This window comes from Parasphingomonas halimpatiens, assembly GCF_036663795.1.
In the GTDB taxonomy this organism is placed as follows: domain Bacteria; phylum Pseudomonadota; class Alphaproteobacteria; order Sphingomonadales; family Sphingomonadaceae; genus Sphingomonas.
The window spans coordinates 158,388-177,911 of record NZ_JAXOJP010000003.1; the positions used below are offsets into that span (position 1 = coordinate 158,388).

Sequence of the window (19,524 nt, forward strand, 5' to 3'; positions counted from 1 at the left end):
CACCCCTTGGTCCCCTGCCGCAAGCGGGAGGGGAGATAGAATGCTCGGTGCCATGCAGGATTTCGCGCTTCGTGTGCCGAGGTTGATCGACCATGCGGCGCGCGAGCATGGTCGTCGCGAGATCGTCACCAGCTGGGCCGATGGCAGCGAGACCCGCACCGACTGGGCCGGTGTCGCGCGCGACGCGCGCAAGCTTGCCCAGGCGCTGGAGCGGCTCGGCTGCAAACCGGGTGATCGCATCGCGACGCTGGGGATGAACCATGCGCGGCATCTCATCTCCTGGTATGGCGCGATCGGCATGGGCGGGGTGATCCACACGATCAATCCGCGGCTGTTCGACGAGCAACTCGTCTATATCGCCAACCATGCCGAGGACCGGGTGCTGTTCTATGACAGGCAGTTCCAGCCAATCGTCGACCGGCTCAAGCCGCAATGGACGACGATCGAGCATTATGTCGTGTTCGACAGCGACGGGCCGGACGGGTTCGAAGCGCTGATCGCGCCCGAGAGCGGCGATTATGCCTGGGTCGAGGGCGACGAGCGCGCGCCGTGCATGCTGTGTTATACCAGCGGGACGACCGGCAACCCCAAGGGGGTGCTGTACGAGCATCGCTCGACGATGATCCATGCGATGGCCGAGGTCGCGCCGGCGGTGTTCAACATCTCGTCGCAATCGGCGATCCTGCCGATCGTGCCGATGTTCCATGCCGCGGCCTGGGGGTTGCCCTTTGCCGGCGCGCTGGCGGGTGCCAAATTCGTCTATGCCGCGGTCAACGATGCTGCGGTGCTGTGCCGCCTGATGAACCAGGAGAAGGTGACGCATTCGGCCGGCGTGCCGACGGTGTGGCTTTCAATGTTCCAGCATATCGACGCGACCGGCGAGGTGCCGCGCCATCTGCAACAGGTGACGATCGGCGGCTCGGCCGCGCCGCGCGCGATGATCGAGCGGATCATGGAGATGGGTGTGACGGTCAAGCATCTGTGGGGCATGACCGAGACCTCGCCGATCGGCACGGCGGGCATGTACCCGTCGCACTGGGACGAGATGAGCAAGGACGAGCGGCTCGACTTGATCGCGAAACAGGGCGCCATTCCGTTCGGCGTCGAGCTGCGCATCATCGACGACGAGGGCGTCGAGCAGCCGCGCGACGGAGTCAGTTCGGGCCGACTGCAAATCCGCGGCCCCTGGGTGATCAAGCGCTATTTCAAGGCCGAGGCCGACGCAGTCGATGCCGACCAGTGGTTCGACACCGGCGATGTATCGGTGCTGCACCCCGATGGCACAATGCAGATCACCGACCGTGCCAAGGATGTGATCAAGTCGGGCGGCGAGTGGATCAGCTCGGTCGAGCTGGAAAACGCCGCGATCGGCTGTCCCGGTGTCGGCGAGGCGGCGGCGATCGGCATCTATCACCCCAAATGGGACGAGCGGCCGATCCTGCTGGTGGTGCGCAAGCCGGGCAGCGACGTCACTGCCGAACAGGTTACCGCGCATCTTGCCGGCCATGTCGCGAAATGGTGGCTGCCCGACGAGATCGTCTTCGTCGATTCGCTGCCGCATACCGCGACCGGCAAGCTGCTCAAGACGGCACTGCGCGAGCAGTATAAGGATCACCGGCTGGTCGGCGCGGCCTGAGCTTTCGCTTGCGCGAGGCCTTCGATCTGCGCCACATTTGACGATTGTTCGTTGCGAGGGCGCATGGCCGAGGCCGATCCGATCATCACCACTGCAGACAGCGTCAAAGCTGTTACCTTGCCGGCGCGGCCCGAGGCGTTGCGGCTCGATCCCGCACAGACCGCCGTCGTCGTGATCGACATGCAGAACGCCTATGCCTCCGAGGGCGGTTATGTCGATCTGGCGGGGTTCGACATTGCCGGGGCGGCCGGGGTAATCGGGAAGATCGCCACCGTGCTGGCGACGGCGCGCAGTGCCGGCGTGCAGGTGATCTACCTGCAAAATGGCTGGGACCCCGATTATGTCGAGGCCGGCGGGCCGGGCTCGCCCAACTGGCACAAGTCGAACGCGCTCAAGACGATGCGCGCGCGGCCCGAACTATCGGGCCAGCTACTGGCGCGTGGCGGGTGGGATTATGAACTGGTCGACGCGCTGAAGCCGCAGCCCGGCGACATCAGCCTGCACAAGACGCGTTATTCGGCCTTCTTCAACTCGCAGCTCGACTCGACGCTGCGCGCGCGCGGCATCCGCAATATCGTGTTCGTCGGGATCGCGACCAATGTCTGCGTCGAGAGCACGCTGCGCGACGGCTTCCACCTCGAATATTTCGGGGTGATGCTCGAAGACGCCACGCATCATCTGGGGCCCGAACTGATGCAACAGGCAACGATCTACAATGTCGAGAAATTCTTCGGCTGGGTGTCGACCGTCGCGGATTTCTGCGGCAGCTTCGGCCAGTCTCCCAAGGAGTAAGCAGATGCCGTTCGAAGCGATCAATCCGCCGCAATTCCCGACCCCGATCGCGCCCTATTCGGCCGCTGCCAAGGCCGGCAACACCGTCTATGTCTCGGGCATGCTCGCGCTTGGCGAGGGCGGCACGGTGCTCCATGTCGGCAACGCCGCAGCCCAGACGCGCCACGTGCTCGAGGTGATCAAGACCACGCTCGAAGCCGCCGGCGCGACGATGGCGGACGTGGCGATGAACCACATCTTCCTCAAGGATCTCGCCGACTATGCCGCGTTCAACGGCGTCTATGCCGAGTATTTCCCGGGCGCCAAGCCGGCGCGCTATTGCATCCGCTGCGACCTGGTGAAGCCCGACTGCCTGGTCGAGATCGCATCCGTGGCGCATCTCGCCTGATGCCCGAGGCGGCCGGACTCTATTATGAAGAACATGGCCGCGCCGACGGCACCCCGCTGATCCTGTCGGCGGGCCTGGGCGGCTCGGGCAATTACTGGTCGCCCAATCTCGATGCACTCGCACGCTATCACCGCGTGATACTGTACGATCATCGCGGCACGGGGCGCAGCGACCGGGCGCTGCCCGATCATGTCACCGTCGCGCAGATGGGCGAGGACCTGCTCGCGCTGATCGATGCGCTCGCGGTCGAACGCGCGCATATCGTCGGCCATGCGGCGGGCGGGGTGGCGGCGCTGGCGCTGGCGCTCAAGGCGCCCGAGCGGATTGCACGTATGGTGCTCGTCAACGCCTGGTCGCGGGGCGACCCGCATTTCGCGCGCTGTTTCGACACGCGGCTGGCGCTGCTGCGCGACAGTGGGCCGCGCGCCTATCTCCATGCCCAGCCGATCTTCCTTTATCCCGCGACCTGGATCTCGGCCAATGCCGACCGGCTCGACGAGGAGGAAGAGGTCCATCTCGCCCATTTCGCCGGCGCCGATGCCTATGAAAAGCGCATTGCCGCGCTGCGCGCCTTCGACGTCGATGCGCGGCTGGCGAGCGTCGCCGTGCCGACGCTGGTGATCGGCGCGGCCGACGACATGCTGGTGCCGATAACCTGCTCGCAGCGGCTCGCCGAGGGCATTCCCGGCGCCGCGTTGGCGACGATGGCGTGGGGTGGCCATGCCTGCAACGTCACCGATCCGGCGCCATTCAACAGACTCGTCCTCGATTTCCTCAGGAGCTAGGCCATGCAAGTCGGCGTTTTCGTGCCCATCAACAATAACGGCTGGCTGATTTCGGAGAATGCGCCGCAGTACAAGCCGTCGTTCGATATGAACAAGCAGATCGCGTTGAGCGCCGAGAAGCACGGGCTCGATTTCCTGCTGTCGATGATCAAGCTGCGCGGTTTCGGCGGCAAGACCGAGTTTTGGGAATATGGCCTGGAGAGCTTCACGCTGATGGCCGGCCTTGCCGCGGTGACCGAGAAGATCAAGATCTATGCGACCTGCCCGACGCTGGTCATCCCGCCCGCCTTCGCCGCGCGGATGTGCAACACGATCGATTCGATCAGCCATGGCCGCTTTGGGCTCAACCTGATCACCGGCTGGCAGCGCCCCGAATACAGCCAGATGGGGATGTGGCCGGGCGACGAGCACTTTCGCAATCGCTATCAGATGCTCGACGAATATGCCCATATCCTGCGCGAATTGTGGGAGAAGGGCGACAGCGACTTCAAGGGCACCTATTATCAGATGGACGATTGCCGCGTCCGCCCGACCCCGACCGGCGACATGAAGATCATCTGCGCCGGCTCGTCGGATGACGGCCTCGCCTTCTCGGCGAAATGGGCGGACTATGCCTTCTGCCTCGGCAAGGGCGTCAACACGCCGAAAGCTTTTGCCTTCAACAACGAGCGCCTTGCCGCCGCCACCGCCAAGACCGGGCGCGACGTGTCGGTGTTCGTGCTGGTGATGATCATCGCCGACGAGACCGACGAGGCGGCGATGGCCAAGTGGAAGTCCTACAACGACGGCGTCGATATCGACGCGATCGCCTGGCTCGCCGACCAGGGCGCGGCGGACAAGCACAACGCCACCACCAATGTCCGCCAGCTCGCGGCGCCCGAGGGTGCGGTGAACATCAACATGGGCACGCTGGTTGGCAGCTATGAGAGCGTCGCACGGATGCTCGACGAGATGGCCGAGGTGCCGAACACTGGCGGCGTGCTGCTGACCTTCGATGACTTCATCGAGGGCGTGGAGAATTTCGGGACGCGGATCCAGCCGCTGATGAAGTGTCGAGCCGGGGTGATGTCGGCTTAATCAACTCCCACCCCCGTTCGCCCTGAGCCTGTCGAAGGGCTGGTCTTCTCTACAGCGCACAAGAAGGACGGTGCTTCGACAAGCTCAGCACGAACGGATTTCTGTTCTGATCAGGCTAATCGAACAGCTCTCCCTGCGCCCCGCGCGGCGCGCGAAACAGGTCGGTGCGCAGTTCGATCCGTTCGGTGTTGAGCCCGTGCTTGCGGCAGGCGATGCGGAAGCGCGTGCGTAGCAGATCGGCCCAGGGGCCGCTGCCACGCATGCGCGAAAAGAATTCGGGGTCGTTGTCGCGCCCGCCGCGCAGTGAATTGATCGTTGCCATCACCTTGCTCGCGCGGTCTGGGAAGTGCGTGTCGAGCCAAGCGCGGAACAGTGGCGCCACTTCCCATGGCAAACGCACCGGCAGGAAGAAGGCGGACCGCGCGCCGGCATCGGCAGCGGCTGCGAGCAATTGCTCGATTTCCATATCGGTGATCGCCGGGATGACCGGCGAGATGGAGACACAGGTCGGGATGCCGGCATCGGCCAGTTTGCGCACCGCGGCGAGGCGACGCTGTGGCGTCGGCGCGCGCGGCTCGACCGTCATCGCGACCTTGGGCTGTAGCGAGGTGATCGACAGAATGACGAGCACCAGCCCCTTGGCCGCCATCGGCCCGAGCAGGTCGATGTCGCGCGTCACGCGATCGGACTTGGTGGTGATGGTCAGCGGATGATCGCACGCCGCGAGCACCTCGATACAGCCTCGCGTGATCCGCCACTGCTCCTCGATTGGCTGATAGGGATCGGTGTTGGTGCCGAACGCGATCGGTGCCGGCGCGTAACCCTTCTTGCCGAGTTCGGCGCGCAACAGGGCAGGGGCATCGGGCTTGGCGAACAGCTTGCTCTCGAAATCCAGACCGGGCGAGAGATCGAGATAGGCGTGCGACGGGCGCGCGAAGCAATAGATGCAACCATGTTCGCAGCCGCGATAGGGGTTGATCGAGCGATCGAACGGGATGTCGGGCGAGGCATTGCGCGTGATGATCGTGCGGGGATGTTCGACAGTGACCGTGGTGCGCAAGGGCGAGGGCGTTTCGTCGAGCGTTTCGCGGACATCCAGCCAATCGCCGTCGGCTTCACGCGCTGGCAGATTGAACCTGCTGCTTTCAAAATTGATCGTGGCGCCGCGGACGGCGCGAGTCTTGGCCATTGCCTCGTCCTAGAAGATTCTATAGAACATAGCAAGAACAGGAGAGCGAACAATGGCCAGAATCAGTTATCTCGAATTGCCCGTCTGCGACGTCGCCGGCGCCAAGGCGTTTTATAGCGCCGCCTTCGATTGGGCCTTCACCGACTTCGGGCCGGATTATGCATCGACCATGAGCGGCGACAGCGATCTCGGACTGAACGGTGACACGACGCAATCGACGGCGCAACTGTTGCCGGTGATCGACGTCGTGGATCTGGAGGCGACGCTGGCGCGAGTGACCGCGGCGGGCGGCACCGTCACTCACCCGATCTTCGCGTTTCCCGGTGGTCGCCGCTTCCATTTTCGCGATCCGGCGGGGCACGAACTGGCGGCGATGCAGACGGACGCGCCAGCCAGCTAACGGGAGGCACCTGTCGGCATCATTCGCGACCCGCGCTACAGCGGGATGTGAAATCTGAACCGGCAAGCGCGTAGCAGCGCTATCTTTCTTGCTTCCCCGGCGAAGGCCGGGGCCCAGCTGGGATAGCGGATATGATGGGCGGCAACGCCCGTCGCCGCGTCCCCCAACTAGGCCCCGGCCTCCGCCGGGGAAGTGTAGGGATATGCGTCAACGGGCAGATTTTTAGCAAGCTGCTCTAAGCGTGAGCAGGCTCCGCCGTGGATCCGCGCTTTCGCGCCAGCCCGGGAAGCTAGCCGGTAAATCAGCCGCCCCCGCGAGCGAGCGACGAAGTAGTCAGCGTTCGCGCAGGCGCGGCATCAGTTCGACGAAATTGCAGGGGCGGTGGCGGCTGTCGAGTTGGTCGCGCAGGATGCCGTCCCAGCCGTCCTTCACAGCGCCGGTCGAACCCGGCAGCGCGAAGATATAGGTGCCGCGCGTAACGCACGCGCAGGCGCGCGACTGGACCGTGGACGTGCCGATGCCGCTGTAGCTCAGCCAGCGGAACAGCTCACCAAAGCCGGGAATGGCCTTTTCCTGCACCCGCTCGATCGCCTCGGGGGTGACGTCACGCCCGGTAAGGCCGGTGCCCCCGGTCGTGATGATGCAATCGATCTGCGCATCGTCAATCCATGCGTGCAGAGCTGATACGATCGTATCGGCATTGTCCGTAACCAGTTTGCGATCGGCGAGGATGTGCCCGGCCTCCTCGATCCGCGCGACCAGCGTGTCACCCGAACGATCGTCGGCAAGCGTCCGCGTGTCGGAAACGGTCAAGACAGCGATGCGTACCGGGAGGAACGCCGCGCTCTGGTCAATTGGCACTGGCAACCGCGGCGGAAGGCCGGTTCGCGCTCAAGCGGACCGAGGTCGCGCCCGGCAAGCCGGGGAAGCGCGGCCACAAGCCTTGCGACAGGGCAACGCGGCTCGGCGAGGCGGTGCGACCGCTTTGCCCCTCATACATCCAATAGTTGCGCAGCACGGTGGTGACGTAGCCGCGGGTTTCCCAATAGGGGATCGATTCGATGTAGAGCAGCGGGTCGCCGCCATCGCGCGCCTGGGTGTTCCACTGCTCTACCGGCACCGGGCCGGCATTGTACGCCGCGATCACCTTGGGCAGCAGCCCGCCGGTGCAGGGCTGGTCGCGCAACTGCTCGAGATAGCTCTGCCCGACCTCGAAGTTGGTGCCGGGACGGCTGAGCGCCGAGCGGTCGAACGCGCGCCCCTGTTTGCGGGCGATATCCGACGCGGCGCCGGGCCGGACCTGCATCAACCCATAGGCACCGGCCGAACTGACGACATCGGTGCGAAAGCGAGATTCCTGCAGCGTATGCGCGAACACGAGCGCGCGATCGACGCGCCATCCGCCATCAGGCGTCCAGTTGGGCGCGGGGAAGCGCGCCTCGACCGGCGGCGTCGCACCGACCGGGCCGTTGTGCGACAGCCAGACCTGCGTGCTCGGCAGACTCAGTGCCGCGGCAAATCGCACCAGCGAGGGGTATTCGGACGGGTCGCCGATCCTCGCCTGCTGACGGATCACCTGATCGGCCAGGGTGGTCTCGCCGATTTCGACCAGCGCCGCGGCAACGCGGATGTTGGGGCGGCGGGCAAGCGACTGCCAGTCGCTGGCGATGAAGGTGTCGGTAGCGCGGAGCGGTTGATCCTTGATACCCAGCGCCTGGCGGGCGAGCAGGCCGTAAAAGGTCTCGCGATACTGCGCGGCGCTCTTCATCCGTGGCTCGACCCGGTCGGGCCGGCCGCACGCCATGTCGGCGCGCGCCGCCCAGTAGAGCCCCGCAGCGCGAAGTTCGACGTCGCTGGCGCGCGCCGTCACGGTCTCGAAGCTCGTGCCGGCTGCGGCGCAGTCATGCTGGCGCCATGCCGCAAGTGCCGCGACCCAATTTCCCTGTACCGCCCAGTCGCCGACGCCCTGCGCCGCCTTGGTCGCCATCGCCCGGGCGTTGTTGTCATCGCCCGACAGGAAATACATCCAGGCGACTTTCTGCTGCCACTCGGTCAGCGCTTCGGGCGACAGGTTGGGCGTGCTTTCCAGCACTGCCTGTGCCGACGCGCCGTCGTCAGACTTGACGAAAGGCTGCATGCGCAGAGCGAGTTCGGCACCGACCAGATCGCTCTTGATCGTGCGTGCCCGTCCGCGCGTCGGCGCGCCATTGATCCACGTGAGGGCATGCGCCTCGGGGAGGGGCGGCAAACCGACCGCGCCGCGCGAGGCAGCCAGCGTCGCGACCTGCTGCGCCTGCGGCAGCTCGGGCGCTTCGGTCAGCAGCTTCAGCAGCGGGTCGAGATCGGCCTTGGGCGAACCCTTGGCGGTGAGCATTTCGGCGCGCGCCATTGCATGGAGCGGTCCCGGCTTCATCGCTTCCAACTGAAGGCGGGCATCCTGCCAGCGCTGGTCGCGGATGCTCTGGAACACCGCGCGGTAGCCGGAGCGCTGTTCGGCATCGAGCTGGGTCGGGACCGAAGGCGACATTGCCGCCGTCGCATAATCGGCCGGTGCCGCATGTGCGGCGAGCGGCATCAGCGCGACCGAGGCAGCGAGCAGGAATTTCGCGGTCATCTATCAAGGCCCCCGATCAATAATTGCAGGTCACGCCAGGCTTCGGCCTTCTGGGCCGGGCGCTCGAGCAGGAAGCGAGGATGAAAACTCGCAATCGCCTCGACCGTCACATCCGATTTTCCGCCCGTAAGGTTAACCGCGCGTAAACTTCCTCGGGCTCGCGCGACGTCTGCCGCGAGCAGCGCACGGCTTGGCGCATTGCCCAGCAGCAGCACGCGTTTCGGCGCGGCGAGCGTGATATGGTGGCGCGCGATTTCGATCAGCCGCTCCTCGATCTCCGGCGCGATCCGCCCGGCGATCGGACGCTTGGCGCACACCGCGACGAGATGGATCGACGTACGGCTCTGGCCGATCGCTGCAAGCATACGGTCGAACAGCCGCCCGGCGGCGCCACTGAGTAGCTGGCCGCTTTCTGTATCTTCACGTTCGGGCACGTCGACCAGGACGAGCAGCGACGCATCGGCCGGCCCCTGTGACGTCAGGAAGGCGCCGGGCCACTCTCCCTCGGGCGCGGCATCGCTTTGACGCCACGCGAGAAACGCATCAAGGCTGGCCGGCAGGACGGGCTCCGGCGCTGCTTCGGCTAGTGCGGCCGATCGCCGCGTGGCGGGTGGCGGCGCGACGATCGCGGCGAGCCAGTCGCGCGGTGCTTCATCGACCGACGCATCGACGCCGGCGTCGATCCACCAGTCGATCGCGCTCGCGGCGGCAGCATGCCAGTCAAGATTTTGCTCGGCCCCCATATGGTTTGCATAGACTAGCATGTTGACGCGGCCGTCAATTCGCTGGCACGCGCAGATGGACAAGCCGTGGCTGGGACGCGACGACAGGATCGCAAATGTCCCGTTGGGAGACGAACATGAGCGAACGCGAGTCCATGCCCTATGACGTCGTCGTGGTCGGCGGCGGGCCAGCCGGACTGTCGGCGGCGATCCGATTGAAACAGCTGGCGAATGAAGCCGGTGCCGAACTGTCGGTGTGTCTGCTGGAAAAGGGCTCCGAGATCGGGGCGCACATCCTGTCGGGGGCGGTGATCGACCCCAAGGCGCTCGACGAGCTGATTCCCGACTGGAAGGACAAGGGCTGCCCGCTCGCCGAGGTGCCGGTGAACGACAACCAGCATTGGGTGTTGACGAAGCACAAGCGCTTCGGCCTGCCGCATTTCATCACGCCGCCGTTCATGCACAACAAGGGCACCTTTACCGGCAGCCTTGGCAATCTGTGCCGCTGGCTGGCGAGTCAGGCGGAAGAGCTGGGTGTCGAGATTTTCCCCGGTTTTGCCGCAGCCGAAATCCTGTTCAATGAGGATGGCTCAGTGAAGGGCGTCGCGACCGGCGACATGGGCGTGGCGCGCGATGGCACGCACAAGCCCGATTACCAGCCGGGGCTGGAACTGCACGCGAAATACACCTTCTTTGCCGAGGGTTGCCGCGGGCATTTGACGAAGGAAATGATCCGCATCTTCGATCTGGCGAAGGACAGCCAGCCGCAGGTCTACGGCCTCGGCATCAAGGAATTGTGGGATATCGACCCCGCGCTGCACGCACCGGGCCGGGTGATCCACACCCAGGGCTGGCCGCTGTCCGAGACCGGTACCAATGGCGGCGGGTTCCTCTATCATCAGGCCAATGGCCAGGTCGCGCTCGGCTTCGTCACCTGGCTCAATTACTCCAACCCCTATCTCTCGCCGTTCCAGGAAATGCAGCGCTGGAAGACGCACCCGGCGATCGCCGAGATCCTGAAGGGGGCCAAGCGCGTTTCCTACGGCGCCCGTGCGATCAGCGACGGCGGGTTGCAGTCGATCCCCAGGCTCGTCTTCCCCGGCGGCGCGCTGGTCGGCGACAGCGCCGGCTTCCTCAACGTCCCGCGCATCAAGGGCACGCATACCGCGATGAAGTCGGCGATGATGGCGGCCGAAGCAGCATTTGCGGCGGTACAGGCCGGCCGCAGCGGCGACGAACTGACCGCCTATCCGCAGGCGTTCGAGCAGAGCTGGGTCCGTAAGGAATTGTCGATCGTCCGCAACGTGTTGCCGCTGGTCGAGAAGTTCGGCGATTCGCTCGGCACGATCCTGTCGGGCGCGACGATGTGGCTCGAATATTTCGGGATCAAGATGCCCTTCACCATGAAGCAGCATCCCGACCACAAGAGCCTGTGGCGCAAGGACCAGGTCAAGCCGATCGTCTATCCCAAGCCCGATGGCGTGCTGACCTTCGATCGCCTCTCCTCAGTGTTCGTGTCGAACACCAACCATGAGGAGGATCAGCCGGTCCATCTGACGCTCAAGGACCCCGACATTCCGGTCAAATACGACCTGCCGATGTATGACGAGCCGGCGCAGCGTTATTGCCCGGCCGGGGTGTACGAGATCGTCGGACAGGAAGAGGGCGATCCGAAGTTCGTGATCAACGCGCAGAACTGCGTCCACTGCAAGACCTGCGACATCAAGGACCCGACCCAGAACATCAACTGGGTGGTGCCGGAGGGCGGCGGGGGCCCCAATTACCCGAACATGTGACGGTGCGGACCCGATGAAGATCGTCGAGACGGCGCCGGCAAAGATCAACCTCGCGCTGCATGTTCGTGCGCGGCGCGCGGATGGCTATCACGAGTTGGAGACGCTGTTCGCCTTCCTGCGCGACGGCGATGTGCTGGCGCTGGAGCCGGGTGACCTGGCTCTGGCGATCACCGGGCCTTTCGGAGCCGATCTGGCGGTCGACGACGACAATCTCGTGCTGCGCGCGGCGCGTGCCTATGCCGCCGCGTTAGGGGTGGCCGAGGCGGGCAGGTTCATGCTCGACAAGCGCCTGCCGGTCGCTTCCGGGATCGGCGGCGGCTCGGCCGACGCGGCGGCGGCGTTGCGCGCGCTGGCGCGGCGCGACGGTGTCGCTCTCGATGATCGACGATTGTTCGAATGCGCGGCGGCGCTGGGATCCGACGTCCCGGCATGCCTGCTTGGCGTCACCGCGCTCGGCGGGGGCAGGGGCGAGGTCCTCGAACCGATCGACGGCGTCGCCGGGGTGGCGGTGTTGCTGGTCAACCCGGGGGGCGCGGTGTCGACCGCCCGTGTATTTGCCGGATGGGACCGGGTCGATCGCGGCCCGATCGCGGCGGGCGCGACGCTCGACCGTGCGATTGCCGGTCGCAACGACCTCGAGGCGCCGGCACGGGCGCTGGCGCCGGTGATCGATGAGGTTCTGGCCATGCTCTCCACCACCGATGCGCTGCTCGTGCGCATGTCGGGATCGGGCGCGACCTGCTTCGCGCTATTCGCCAGCGAAGCGCGCCGCGCGGCGGCCGCGATGACGATCCGCGCCGCGCAACCGCACTGGTGGTGTCTCGAATCGGTGCTCGCGTGACAGTCGTCCGCCCCGTTTCGGCACAGCAAGCACCGCATCGCATCGGAACAAGGCGGGCGACCGCTTATGGCACCCTTCTTGCTGGGCACCGTGCGAACAGGTCCGCCGTGCCGCACGGCGCGCCTGTCGGTGGTCCTCGGCCCCGCCGCGCGCCATCCCCCCAGGAGGGCGGCAGGTTTGCGCCTGTCGCCCTTTTGCGTGTCGCATGAGCGCGCCGCGCCATATCGCGGGCAAGCCCGGCGGCACGTTGCTGATCTGCGACCATGCCTCGAATGCCGTTCCCGACGGAATCGATCTCGGCGTCGAACCACATCTGCTCGACAAGCATATCGCGATCGATATCGGCGCCGCGCCGCTGACCGAGGCACTGGCCGTTAGGCTGGGGGCTCCGGCGGTGCTGGCGACGGTTTCGCGCCTCGTGATCGACCTGCATCGCCAGCCCGACCATCCCGGGCTCGTGCCGGAGATCAGCGACGGCCATGTCATTTCCGGCAACCAGCCCCAGGTGCGCGACGCGCGCATTGTGCGGTTCCACGCGCCTTATCACCGCGCCCTCGCCGAGGTGATCCGCGAGACCCGGCCGACCCTGCTCGCCTCGATCCACAGCTTCACGCCCCGGCTCGAGCAGGATGGCGCGCATCGCCCGTGGGAAATCGGCATCCTGTCCAATCGCGATCGCCGCGCCGCCGATCTTGCGGTTGCCCTGCTGCGCGCGGCTGGCCTGCCGACCGGCGACAACGAGCCCTATTCGGGCCGGGTGCTCAACGCGACGCTCAACCGGCACGGGGAGGCAACGGGCATCCCCAGCCTCGCCATCGAGGTGCGCAACGACCTGATCGGAGACGACGTCGGTGTGGCGCGCTGGACGGACATTCTTGCACCGATTCTGGAAACGATACGCAATAGTCTTGCGCGAGATACCCCTCTCGCGACATAGGCGCGCGCATGACACGCTCCTTCGACAAGTCTCGCCTGCCCAGCCGCCACGTCTCGGTGGGTCCCGAACGCGCCCCGCATCGCAGCTATTATTACGCGATGGGGATTTCCGAAGAGGATATCGCCAAGCCGTTCGTCGCGCTCGCCAGCGCCGGCAACGACAGCGCGCCGTGCAACACCACGCTCGACGCGCAGGCCGATGCCGCGCGCGGCGGGGTGATCCAGGCCGGCGGCATGCCGCGGCGCTTCAACACGATCACCGTCACCGACGGCATCGCGATGGGCCATCAGGGCATGAAATCTTCGCTGGTCAGCCGCGAGGTCATCGCCGACTCGGTCGAGCTCAGCGTGCGCGGGCATTGCTATGACGCGCTGGTCGGCTTTGCCGGCTGCGACAAGTCGTTGCCCGGCATGATGATGGCGATGCTGCGGCTCAATATCCCGTCGATCTTCGTCTATGGCGGCTCGATCCTGCCGGGTCGCTTCCATGGTCGTGACGTCACCGTGGTCGATGTGTTCGAGATGGTCGGCCAGTATGCGGCCGGGGCCTGCCCGTTGTCGGAAGTGCATGAACTCGAAAAGGTCGCCTGCCCAGGGCACGGCGCGTGCGGCGGGCAATATACCGCCAACACCATGGCGTGCGTCGGCGAGGCGATCGGGCTGTCGCTGCCCAATTCGAACATGGTGCCGGCGCCCTATTCGACGCGCGAGCAGATTGCCGTCGCGGCCGGCGCGCAGGTGATGGAGCTGCTCGCCGACAATATCCGCCCGCGCGACATCTGCACCCGCGCCGCCTTCGTCAACGCGGCTCGTGTCGTCGCGGCGACGGGCGGGTCGACCAATGGCGCGCTGCATCTGCCGGCGATGGCGCATGAGGCGGGCATCTCCTTCGACCTGTTCGACGTCGCCGAGGTCTTCAAGACAACACCTTACATCGCGGACCTCAAACCCGGTGGGAAATATGTCGCCAAGGACATGTACGAGGCCGGCGGCGTCTATATGTTGATGAAGACGCTGCTCGCCAACGACCTGCTCGACGGCAATTGCCTGACCGTGACGGGCAAGACGCTGGGCGAGAATATCGACCAGGTGACGTGGAACCCCGACCAGAAGGTGATCTACGACGTCAAGGCACCGCTCTCGCCGACCGGCGGCGTGGTGGGCTTGCGCGGCAGCCTCGCGCCCGATGGTGCGATCGTCAAGGTTGCGGGCATGCATCGGCTGCAATTCGAAGGACCTGCGCGGGTTTTTGAATGCGAGGAGGACACCTTCGCCGCGGTCGAGAATCGCGAGATCAACGAGGGCGAAGTGATCGTCATCCGCTATGAGGGACCCAAGGGTGGCCCCGGCATGCGCGAGATGCTGTCGACCACCGCCGCGCTTTACGGCCTCGGCCTGGGCGAAAAGGTCGCGCTGATCACTGACGGGCGCTTCTCCGGCGCGACGCGCGGTTTCTGCATCGGCCATGTCGGCCCCGAGGCGGCCGAAGGCGGGCCGATCGCGCTGGTCGAGAATGGCGACATTATCCGCATCGACGCCGAGGCGGGGACGATCGACCTCGACGTTGCCCCGGAAATCATGGCCGAGCGACGCGCCAAATGGCAGCCGCGACGCCATGACTATCAGTCGGGCGCATTGTGGCGCTATGCGGTCAATGTCGGCCCGGCCTATAGGGGGGCGGTCACCCACCCCGGAGCCAGCGCCGAAACCCATGTCTACGCGGATATCTAGCGGCCCGTTGCTGGCCTTGATGCTGGGCGGCTGTGGCGAGCAGACCGCCGACCGCAACGTCCTAGCACAGGTCGAGGGGCGGCAACGCAACGATGCCGAGGAACGCGGGCTGATCGTCTGCGCGCAGCATGGCTCGAACGATTTCGCGCGCGTCTGCACCGTGGACCGCGTCGCAGCGGCCGACGGGCTGGTGCTGACTGTGAGCCATCCCGATGGGTCGTTCCATCGCCTGCTCGTGACCAAGGACGGTCGCGGGGTCGTTGCCGCCGACGGGGCCGAGAAGGCCTTTGTCACGGTGATCGGCCAGGATAGCATCGAGGTCGCGCTGGGCGGTGATCGCTACCGGCTCCCCGCCACCGTCAAGGGCGCGACGGCGCGCGGCTCATGACGCCGCTTGCCGGCCTGCCGGTGGTCACCGCCGCGGCGATGCGCGCGGCGGAAGATGCCGTTGTCGCGGGCGGCACCTCGGTGATCGAGCTGATGGATCGCGCGGGCACAGCGGTTGCCGAGGCGGTGTGGCGGCTCGGTGGCGGCTCCCCGGTGCTGGTGCTGTGCGGCCCCGGCAATAATGGCGGCGACGGTTATGTCGCGGCAGCGGCGTTGGCGGCGCGCGGCGTCGCGGTGCGCGTTGCGGCCAGCGCTCCGCCGGGCACCGAGGCGGCGCGCCATGCCCGCCTCGGCTGGCAAGGTCCGGTCGAAGCGCTGGCCGATGCCGTGCCAGCCCCGGTGCTCGTCGATGCGCTGTTCGGCACGGGTCTGTCGCGCCCGCTCGACGCGGCGATCAGCGGTCCGCTGGTCACGCTCGCCCGCGCCGCGCGCCTGTCGATCACGGTCGACGTGCCGAGCGGGGTCGGGACCGACGATGGCAAGCTGCTCGGCGAGGTTCCCGTTTTCGACGTCACGCTGGCGCTGGGGGCCGCCAAGCCGGCACATCTGCTGCAACCCGCGGCGCGACATTGCGGATTGGTCAGGCTGCTCGATATCGGCATCCCCGTGACGAGCGACCTTAGCGTGCTGGGCAGGCCGGCGTTGGCGTCGCCGGACGCCGATGCGCACAAATACAGTCGCGGTATGGTCGCGGTCATCGCGGGAGCAATGCCGGGCGCCGCCGAGCTCGCGGCCGAGGCGGCGATGCGGGCCGGGGCGGGTTATGTCCTGCTGCTGGGACCGGGCGGACCGATCGCGCCGCATGCGATCGTGCGCCGACCATGGGACGCCGATGCGCTGACCGACAAAAGGATCGGTGCGGTGCTGGTGGGTCCGGGCCTCGGACGGGATAGCGACGCGGTCGCGCGCCTCGACGCGGCAATCGCCTGTCCGCATACGCTGGTGATCGACGGCGATGCCTTGCACATGCTCGACGAGCATCGACTCGATAAGCTGGCAGCGCGCGGAGCGCCAACGGCACTGACGCCGCACGCCGGCGAGTTCGCGGCGCTGTTTGGCACGCCGAACGGCAGTAAGATCGATGCCGCAGGCGCAGCGGCGCGGCGCACCGGGGCGTTCGTCGTCTTCAAGGGCGCCGACACCGTCATCGCCGCGCCCGACGGCCAGGTCCGCCTTGCCGAGCCCACCAGCGCCTGGCTTTCTACGGCCGGTACGGGCGATGTATTGGCGGGCACCATCGCGGCGATGCTGTCGGCCGGGACGAGTCCGGCGCTCGACCGGATCGGCGCGGGCGTATGGCTGCACGCCGAGGCGGCGCGGCGTCTGGGCGGCGCGTTCATCGCCGACGATCTCGCGGCGGCACTGACAATGACAAGGGATTCACTGTGAGTGACACGATCATCCGCATCGCCGGACGCGGCGACGGCGTGACCGCCGACGGGCGCCATGCCCCGCTGGCGGCGCCGGGCGATACCTTGATGGCGGACGGCACCGTCGTCCCCGGCCTGCACCATGCGACGCCGCCATGCCGGCACTTCCCGACCTGCGGCGGTTGCCAGCTCCAGCATCTCGACGATGCCTGTTATGCCGACTTCGTTTCCGATCGGATCGAGGGTGCGCTGGCGGCGCATGGGCTGGCGACCGAGATCCGGACGCCGCTGCTGTCGCCGCCACTCACCCGTCGCCGCGCAGCGTTGCAGGCCGAAATGAGCGGCGGGCGCGTGCGGATCGGGTTCAGCGAGAATGCCAGCCACGCGCTGATCGATCTGGAGGAATGCTGGATCCTCACCCCGGCGCTGTTCGCGCTGATCGCACCGCTGCGTGCGCTGCTGAGCAAGATGATGAAGCCCAAGCGCCGCGTGCGCCTTCATCTCGTCGAGGCCGACCAGGGGCCCGACCTACTGATCGAGGGCATTGCCGCCGAGGGGCTGGCGGCGGCCGAGGCGATCACCGCCTTTGCCCAGCGCCACGGCGTTGCGCGCATCGCGATCGACAATGGCGACGGCCCGGAAAATCGCTGGGAGCCTGAGCCTCTCACCATCACGCTCGGCGGGGTTGCCGTGCCTTTACCCTATGCCGCCTTCCTCCAGGCGACGCGCGAGGGCGAGGCGGCGCTGGTCGATGCCGTGCGGCTGGCGATTGGCGATGCCGCGACGGTCGCCGATCTGTTCGCCGGGCTCGGCACCTTCGCACTGGCGCTGCCGGGGCGGGTCTATGCCGCCGAGGGCGCGCGCGATCCGATCGGAGCGCTCAAGGCAGCGGCTACGCTCGCCGGGCGGCGCGTCTTCGCCGACCATCGCGACCTGTTCCGCCGCCCGCTCACCAGCGAGGAGAGCAATCGCTTCGCGGCGATCGTGCTCGATCCGCCACGTGCCGGCGCTCGCGAACAGGTCCTGCAACTGGCGGCGGCGACCACCCCGGTAATCGCTTATGTTTCGTGCAATCCCGGTACCTTCGCCCGCGATGCCGAGATCCTGGTTCAGGGTGGCTACACGCTCGACTGGATTCAGCCGGTCGGCCAGTTTCGCTGGTCGACGCATGTAGAACTGGCGGCGCGCTTCAGTCGCTGAGCGGATATTCCGCACCGACGAAATAAAGGCCATCGGGCGGGGCGTTGAGCCCAAGCGCGGCACGGTCGCGCGCCGCGAGCGCGGTCGCCACGTCGTTGGGCGTCCATTTGCCCTGACCGACCAGCGCAAGACAGCCGACCATCGAGCGCACCTGATGGTGCAGGAACGAGCGCGCCTCGGCGAACACGGTGATGCGGTCGCCATGCTGCGTCACCTCGAGCCGGTCGAGTGTGCGTAGCGGGCTGTCGGCCTGGCAATGCGCCGAGCGGAAGGTGGTGAAGTCATGGCGCCCGAGCAAGTGCCGCGCCCCTGCCGCCATCGCCGCCGCGTCGAGCGGCGTCGGCACGCGCCAGGCAAGTCCCGCCTCGAAGGTCAGCGGCGCACGCCTTGTCACGATGCGATATTCGTAGCGCCGGCCGATACAGGAGAAGCGCGCATGCCAGTCGTCGGGGACGATGGCGCAGGCGAGGATCGCGACCGGAGCAGGGCGGACCAGCGCGTTGAGCGCCTCGCCGAGGCGGAAGGCGGTGATCGGCCGGGCGATCTCAAGATGCGCGCGCATCGCGGTGGCATGGACGCCGGCGTCGGTGCGGCCGGCGGCGTACACCGCCACGGTTTCGCCGGTAATCGCGTGAGCGGCGGTTTCGATCGCTTCCTGCACGCTCGGTCCATGCGGCTGGCGCTGCCAGCCCATGAAGGGCCGGCCGTCATATTCGATCGTCAGCGCAAAGCGGGTCACGCGATACGCGTACCGGCCGAAATCGCGAAGCCGCGCAGCAATTCGGCTGACGTCATGACGCCACGACCGGCGCGTTGCAGCGCGGTCGGGCGGATGATGCCGGCGCTGGTGGCGATGCCGAGATCGTCGTCGATCACCGTACCGGCGCTGCCGGTCCCCGGCTCGACGACGGCGGCGAGGATGCGAATGCGCTCGCCATTCAGCTCGAAAAAGGCGCCCGGCGCGGGATTGAAGGCGCGCACCTGGCGCTCGATGGCGATCGCGGGTTGCGCGAAATCGATCCGCGCCTCGGCCTTGTCGATCTTGGCGGCGTAGGTGACGCCCTCTTCCGACTGCGCGATCGGCGGATAGGTAGCGAGGTCGGCAAGCACCGTGACCATCAGCCGCGCGCCCATCGCGCTCAGTTCGGCGGTAAGGTCGCCTGCCGTCTTGCCCACGACCGGCGTGCTTTCCTCAAGCCGGATCGGACCAGTATCGAGCCCGGCCTCCATCTGCATGATGTCGATACCGGTCTCGCCGTCGCCGGCGAGAATCGCGCGCTGGATTGGCGCCGCGCCGCGCCAGCGTGGCAGCAACGACCCGTGCACGTTGAGGCAGCCATGGCGCGGCGCGTCGAGCACGGCGCGCGGCAGGATCAGGCCATAGGCCGCGACGACGCCGACATCGGCGCGGAGCGCGGCGAAGCGCTGCTGTTCCGCCGTGTCGCGCAACGTGACGGGCGCGCGGACTTCGAGTCCCAGCGCCTCGGCACGCTGCTGCACCGGCGACGGCGACAGTGCCTTGCCGCGCCCGGCGCGACGCGGCGGCTGACTGTAGACCGCGACCACATCGTGACCATGATCGACCAGCGCCTGGAGCACCGGCACGGCGAAATCGGGGGTTCCCATGAAGACGATGCGCATGGCACCTCTCTCGCCGCTT

19 protein-coding genes are annotated in these 19,524 nt (G+C 66.9%); 13 read left to right on the forward strand and 6 right to left on the reverse strand.

Features of this window, described 5'->3' with window-relative positions:
- Window positions 1-40: 40 nt before the first annotated feature.
- The 5 genes from U1839_RS04680 (at window position 41) to rutA (ending at window position 4,678) form a co-directional block, all read left to right on the forward strand.
- Window positions 41-1,636 carry a long-chain fatty acid--CoA ligase gene (locus U1839_RS04680; RefSeq protein ID WP_332802501.1) on the forward strand — a complete coding sequence of 532 codons (1,596 nt, stop codon included), beginning with the start codon at window positions 41-43 and terminating at the stop codon, window positions 1,634-1,636.
- Between the two features lie 63 nt (window positions 1,637-1,699).
- The gene (gene rutB, locus U1839_RS04685; protein ID WP_332802502.1) at window positions 1,700-2,428 is read left to right on the forward strand and encodes a pyrimidine utilization protein B; all 729 of its coding nucleotides are present in this window, start codon (window positions 1,700-1,702) and stop codon (window positions 2,426-2,428) included.
- A 4-nt stretch (window positions 2,429-2,432) separates the two neighbouring features.
- Complete coding sequence (gene rutC, locus U1839_RS04690; RefSeq protein WP_332802503.1) at window positions 2,433-2,816, forward strand: pyrimidine utilization protein C; 384 nt, start codon at window positions 2,433-2,435, stop codon at window positions 2,814-2,816.
- Window positions 2,816-3,601, forward strand: a complete 786-nt coding sequence (rutD, locus tag U1839_RS04695) for a pyrimidine utilization protein D (protein ID WP_332802504.1) — start codon at window positions 2,816-2,818, stop codon at window positions 3,599-3,601. The genes rutC and rutD overlap by 1 nt, the downstream gene beginning before the upstream one ends.
- A gap of 3 nt (window positions 3,602-3,604) precedes the next feature.
- Window positions 3,605-4,678 carry a pyrimidine utilization protein A gene (gene rutA / locus U1839_RS04700; RefSeq protein WP_332802505.1) on the forward strand — a complete coding sequence of 358 codons (1,074 nt, stop codon included), beginning with the start codon at window positions 3,605-3,607 and terminating at the stop codon, window positions 4,676-4,678.
- Between the two features lie 115 nt (window positions 4,679-4,793).
- On the opposite strand, the gene U1839_RS04705 is transcribed toward rutA, so the two are convergent.
- On the reverse strand, window positions 4,794-5,867 hold the full coding sequence (locus U1839_RS04705) for a PA0069 family radical SAM protein (RefSeq protein WP_332802506.1): 1,074 nt from the start codon (window positions 5,865-5,867) through the stop codon (window positions 4,794-4,796).
- Window positions 5,868-5,919: 52 nt separating this feature from the next.
- On the opposite strand from U1839_RS04705, the gene U1839_RS04710 reads away from it, so the two are divergent.
- A complete protein-coding gene (locus U1839_RS04710; RefSeq protein ID WP_332802507.1) occupies window positions 5,920-6,267 on the forward strand; it encodes a VOC family protein in 348 nt (115 codons plus the stop codon).
- 333 nt (window positions 6,268-6,600) lie between these two features.
- On the opposite strand, the gene moaB is transcribed toward U1839_RS04710, so the two are convergent.
- Genes moaB through U1839_RS04725 form a run of 3 tightly spaced genes read right to left on the reverse strand, consistent with a single transcriptional unit; the run spans window position 6,601 to window position 9,645 of the window.
- Complete coding sequence (gene moaB, locus U1839_RS04715; RefSeq protein WP_332802508.1) at window positions 6,601-7,128, reverse strand: molybdenum cofactor biosynthesis protein B; 528 nt, start codon at window positions 7,126-7,128, stop codon at window positions 6,601-6,603.
- The gene (locus U1839_RS04720) at window positions 7,118-8,881 is read right to left on the reverse strand and encodes a lytic transglycosylase domain-containing protein (protein WP_332802509.1); all 1,764 of its coding nucleotides are present in this window, start codon (window positions 8,879-8,881) and stop codon (window positions 7,118-7,120) included. The genes moaB and U1839_RS04720 overlap by 11 nt, the downstream gene beginning before the upstream one ends.
- Window positions 8,878-9,645, reverse strand: a complete 768-nt coding sequence (locus U1839_RS04725; protein WP_332802510.1) for a uracil-DNA glycosylase family protein — start codon at window positions 9,643-9,645, stop codon at window positions 8,878-8,880. Before U1839_RS04725 ends, U1839_RS04720 begins: the two co-directional genes overlap by 4 nt.
- A 95-nt stretch (window positions 9,646-9,740) precedes the next feature.
- Here U1839_RS04725 and U1839_RS04730 point away from each other — a divergent pair, with 95 nt between their 5' ends.
- The 7 genes from U1839_RS04730 (at window position 9,741) to U1839_RS04760 (ending at window position 17,864) form a co-directional block, all read left to right on the forward strand.
- Entirely contained in the window at window positions 9,741-11,399 is a 1,659-nt protein-coding gene (locus tag U1839_RS04730) for an electron transfer flavoprotein-ubiquinone oxidoreductase (protein ID WP_332802511.1), read from the forward strand.
- A 13-nt stretch (window positions 11,400-11,412) separates the two neighbouring features.
- A complete protein-coding gene (locus tag U1839_RS04735) occupies window positions 11,413-12,240 on the forward strand; it encodes a 4-(cytidine 5'-diphospho)-2-C-methyl-D-erythritol kinase (protein ID WP_332802512.1) in 828 nt (275 codons plus the stop codon).
- 205 nt (window positions 12,241-12,445) lie between these two features.
- A complete protein-coding gene (locus U1839_RS04740) occupies window positions 12,446-13,177 on the forward strand; it encodes an N-formylglutamate amidohydrolase (RefSeq protein ID WP_332802513.1) in 732 nt (243 codons plus the stop codon).
- 8 nt (window positions 13,178-13,185) lie between these two features.
- Window positions 13,186-14,907 (forward strand): dihydroxy-acid dehydratase, encoded by a 1,722-nt coding sequence (gene ilvD, locus U1839_RS04745; protein WP_332802514.1) that lies wholly within the window; start codon window positions 13,186-13,188, stop codon window positions 14,905-14,907.
- A gap of 7 nt (window positions 14,908-14,914) precedes the next feature.
- The gene (locus U1839_RS04750; RefSeq protein WP_332802515.1) at window positions 14,915-15,295 is read left to right on the forward strand and encodes a hypothetical protein; all 381 of its coding nucleotides are present in this window, start codon (window positions 14,915-14,917) and stop codon (window positions 15,293-15,295) included.
- A complete protein-coding gene (locus U1839_RS04755) occupies window positions 15,292-16,683 on the forward strand; it encodes an NAD(P)H-hydrate dehydratase (RefSeq protein ID WP_332802516.1) in 1,392 nt (463 codons plus the stop codon). Before U1839_RS04750 ends, U1839_RS04755 begins: the two co-directional genes overlap by 4 nt.
- Window positions 16,680-17,864 carry a class I SAM-dependent RNA methyltransferase gene (locus U1839_RS04760; RefSeq protein WP_332802517.1) on the forward strand — a complete coding sequence of 395 codons (1,185 nt, stop codon included), beginning with the start codon at window positions 16,680-16,682 and terminating at the stop codon, window positions 17,862-17,864. Before U1839_RS04755 ends, U1839_RS04760 begins: the two co-directional genes overlap by 4 nt.
- Here U1839_RS04760 and truA read toward each other — a convergent pair.
- Window positions 17,854-18,603 (reverse strand): tRNA pseudouridine(38-40) synthase TruA, encoded by a 750-nt coding sequence (gene truA / locus U1839_RS04765; protein ID WP_332802518.1) that lies wholly within the window; start codon window positions 18,601-18,603, stop codon window positions 17,854-17,856. The two genes, U1839_RS04760 and truA, sit on opposite strands and share 11 nt — an antisense overlap.
- Window positions 18,600-19,505: a methionyl-tRNA formyltransferase gene (gene fmt / locus U1839_RS04770; protein ID WP_332802519.1), complete on the reverse strand. Its 906-nt coding sequence runs from the start codon at window positions 19,503-19,505 to the stop codon at window positions 18,600-18,602. The genes truA and fmt overlap by 4 nt, the downstream gene beginning before the upstream one ends.
- Window positions 19,506-19,524: the final 19 nt, after the last annotated feature.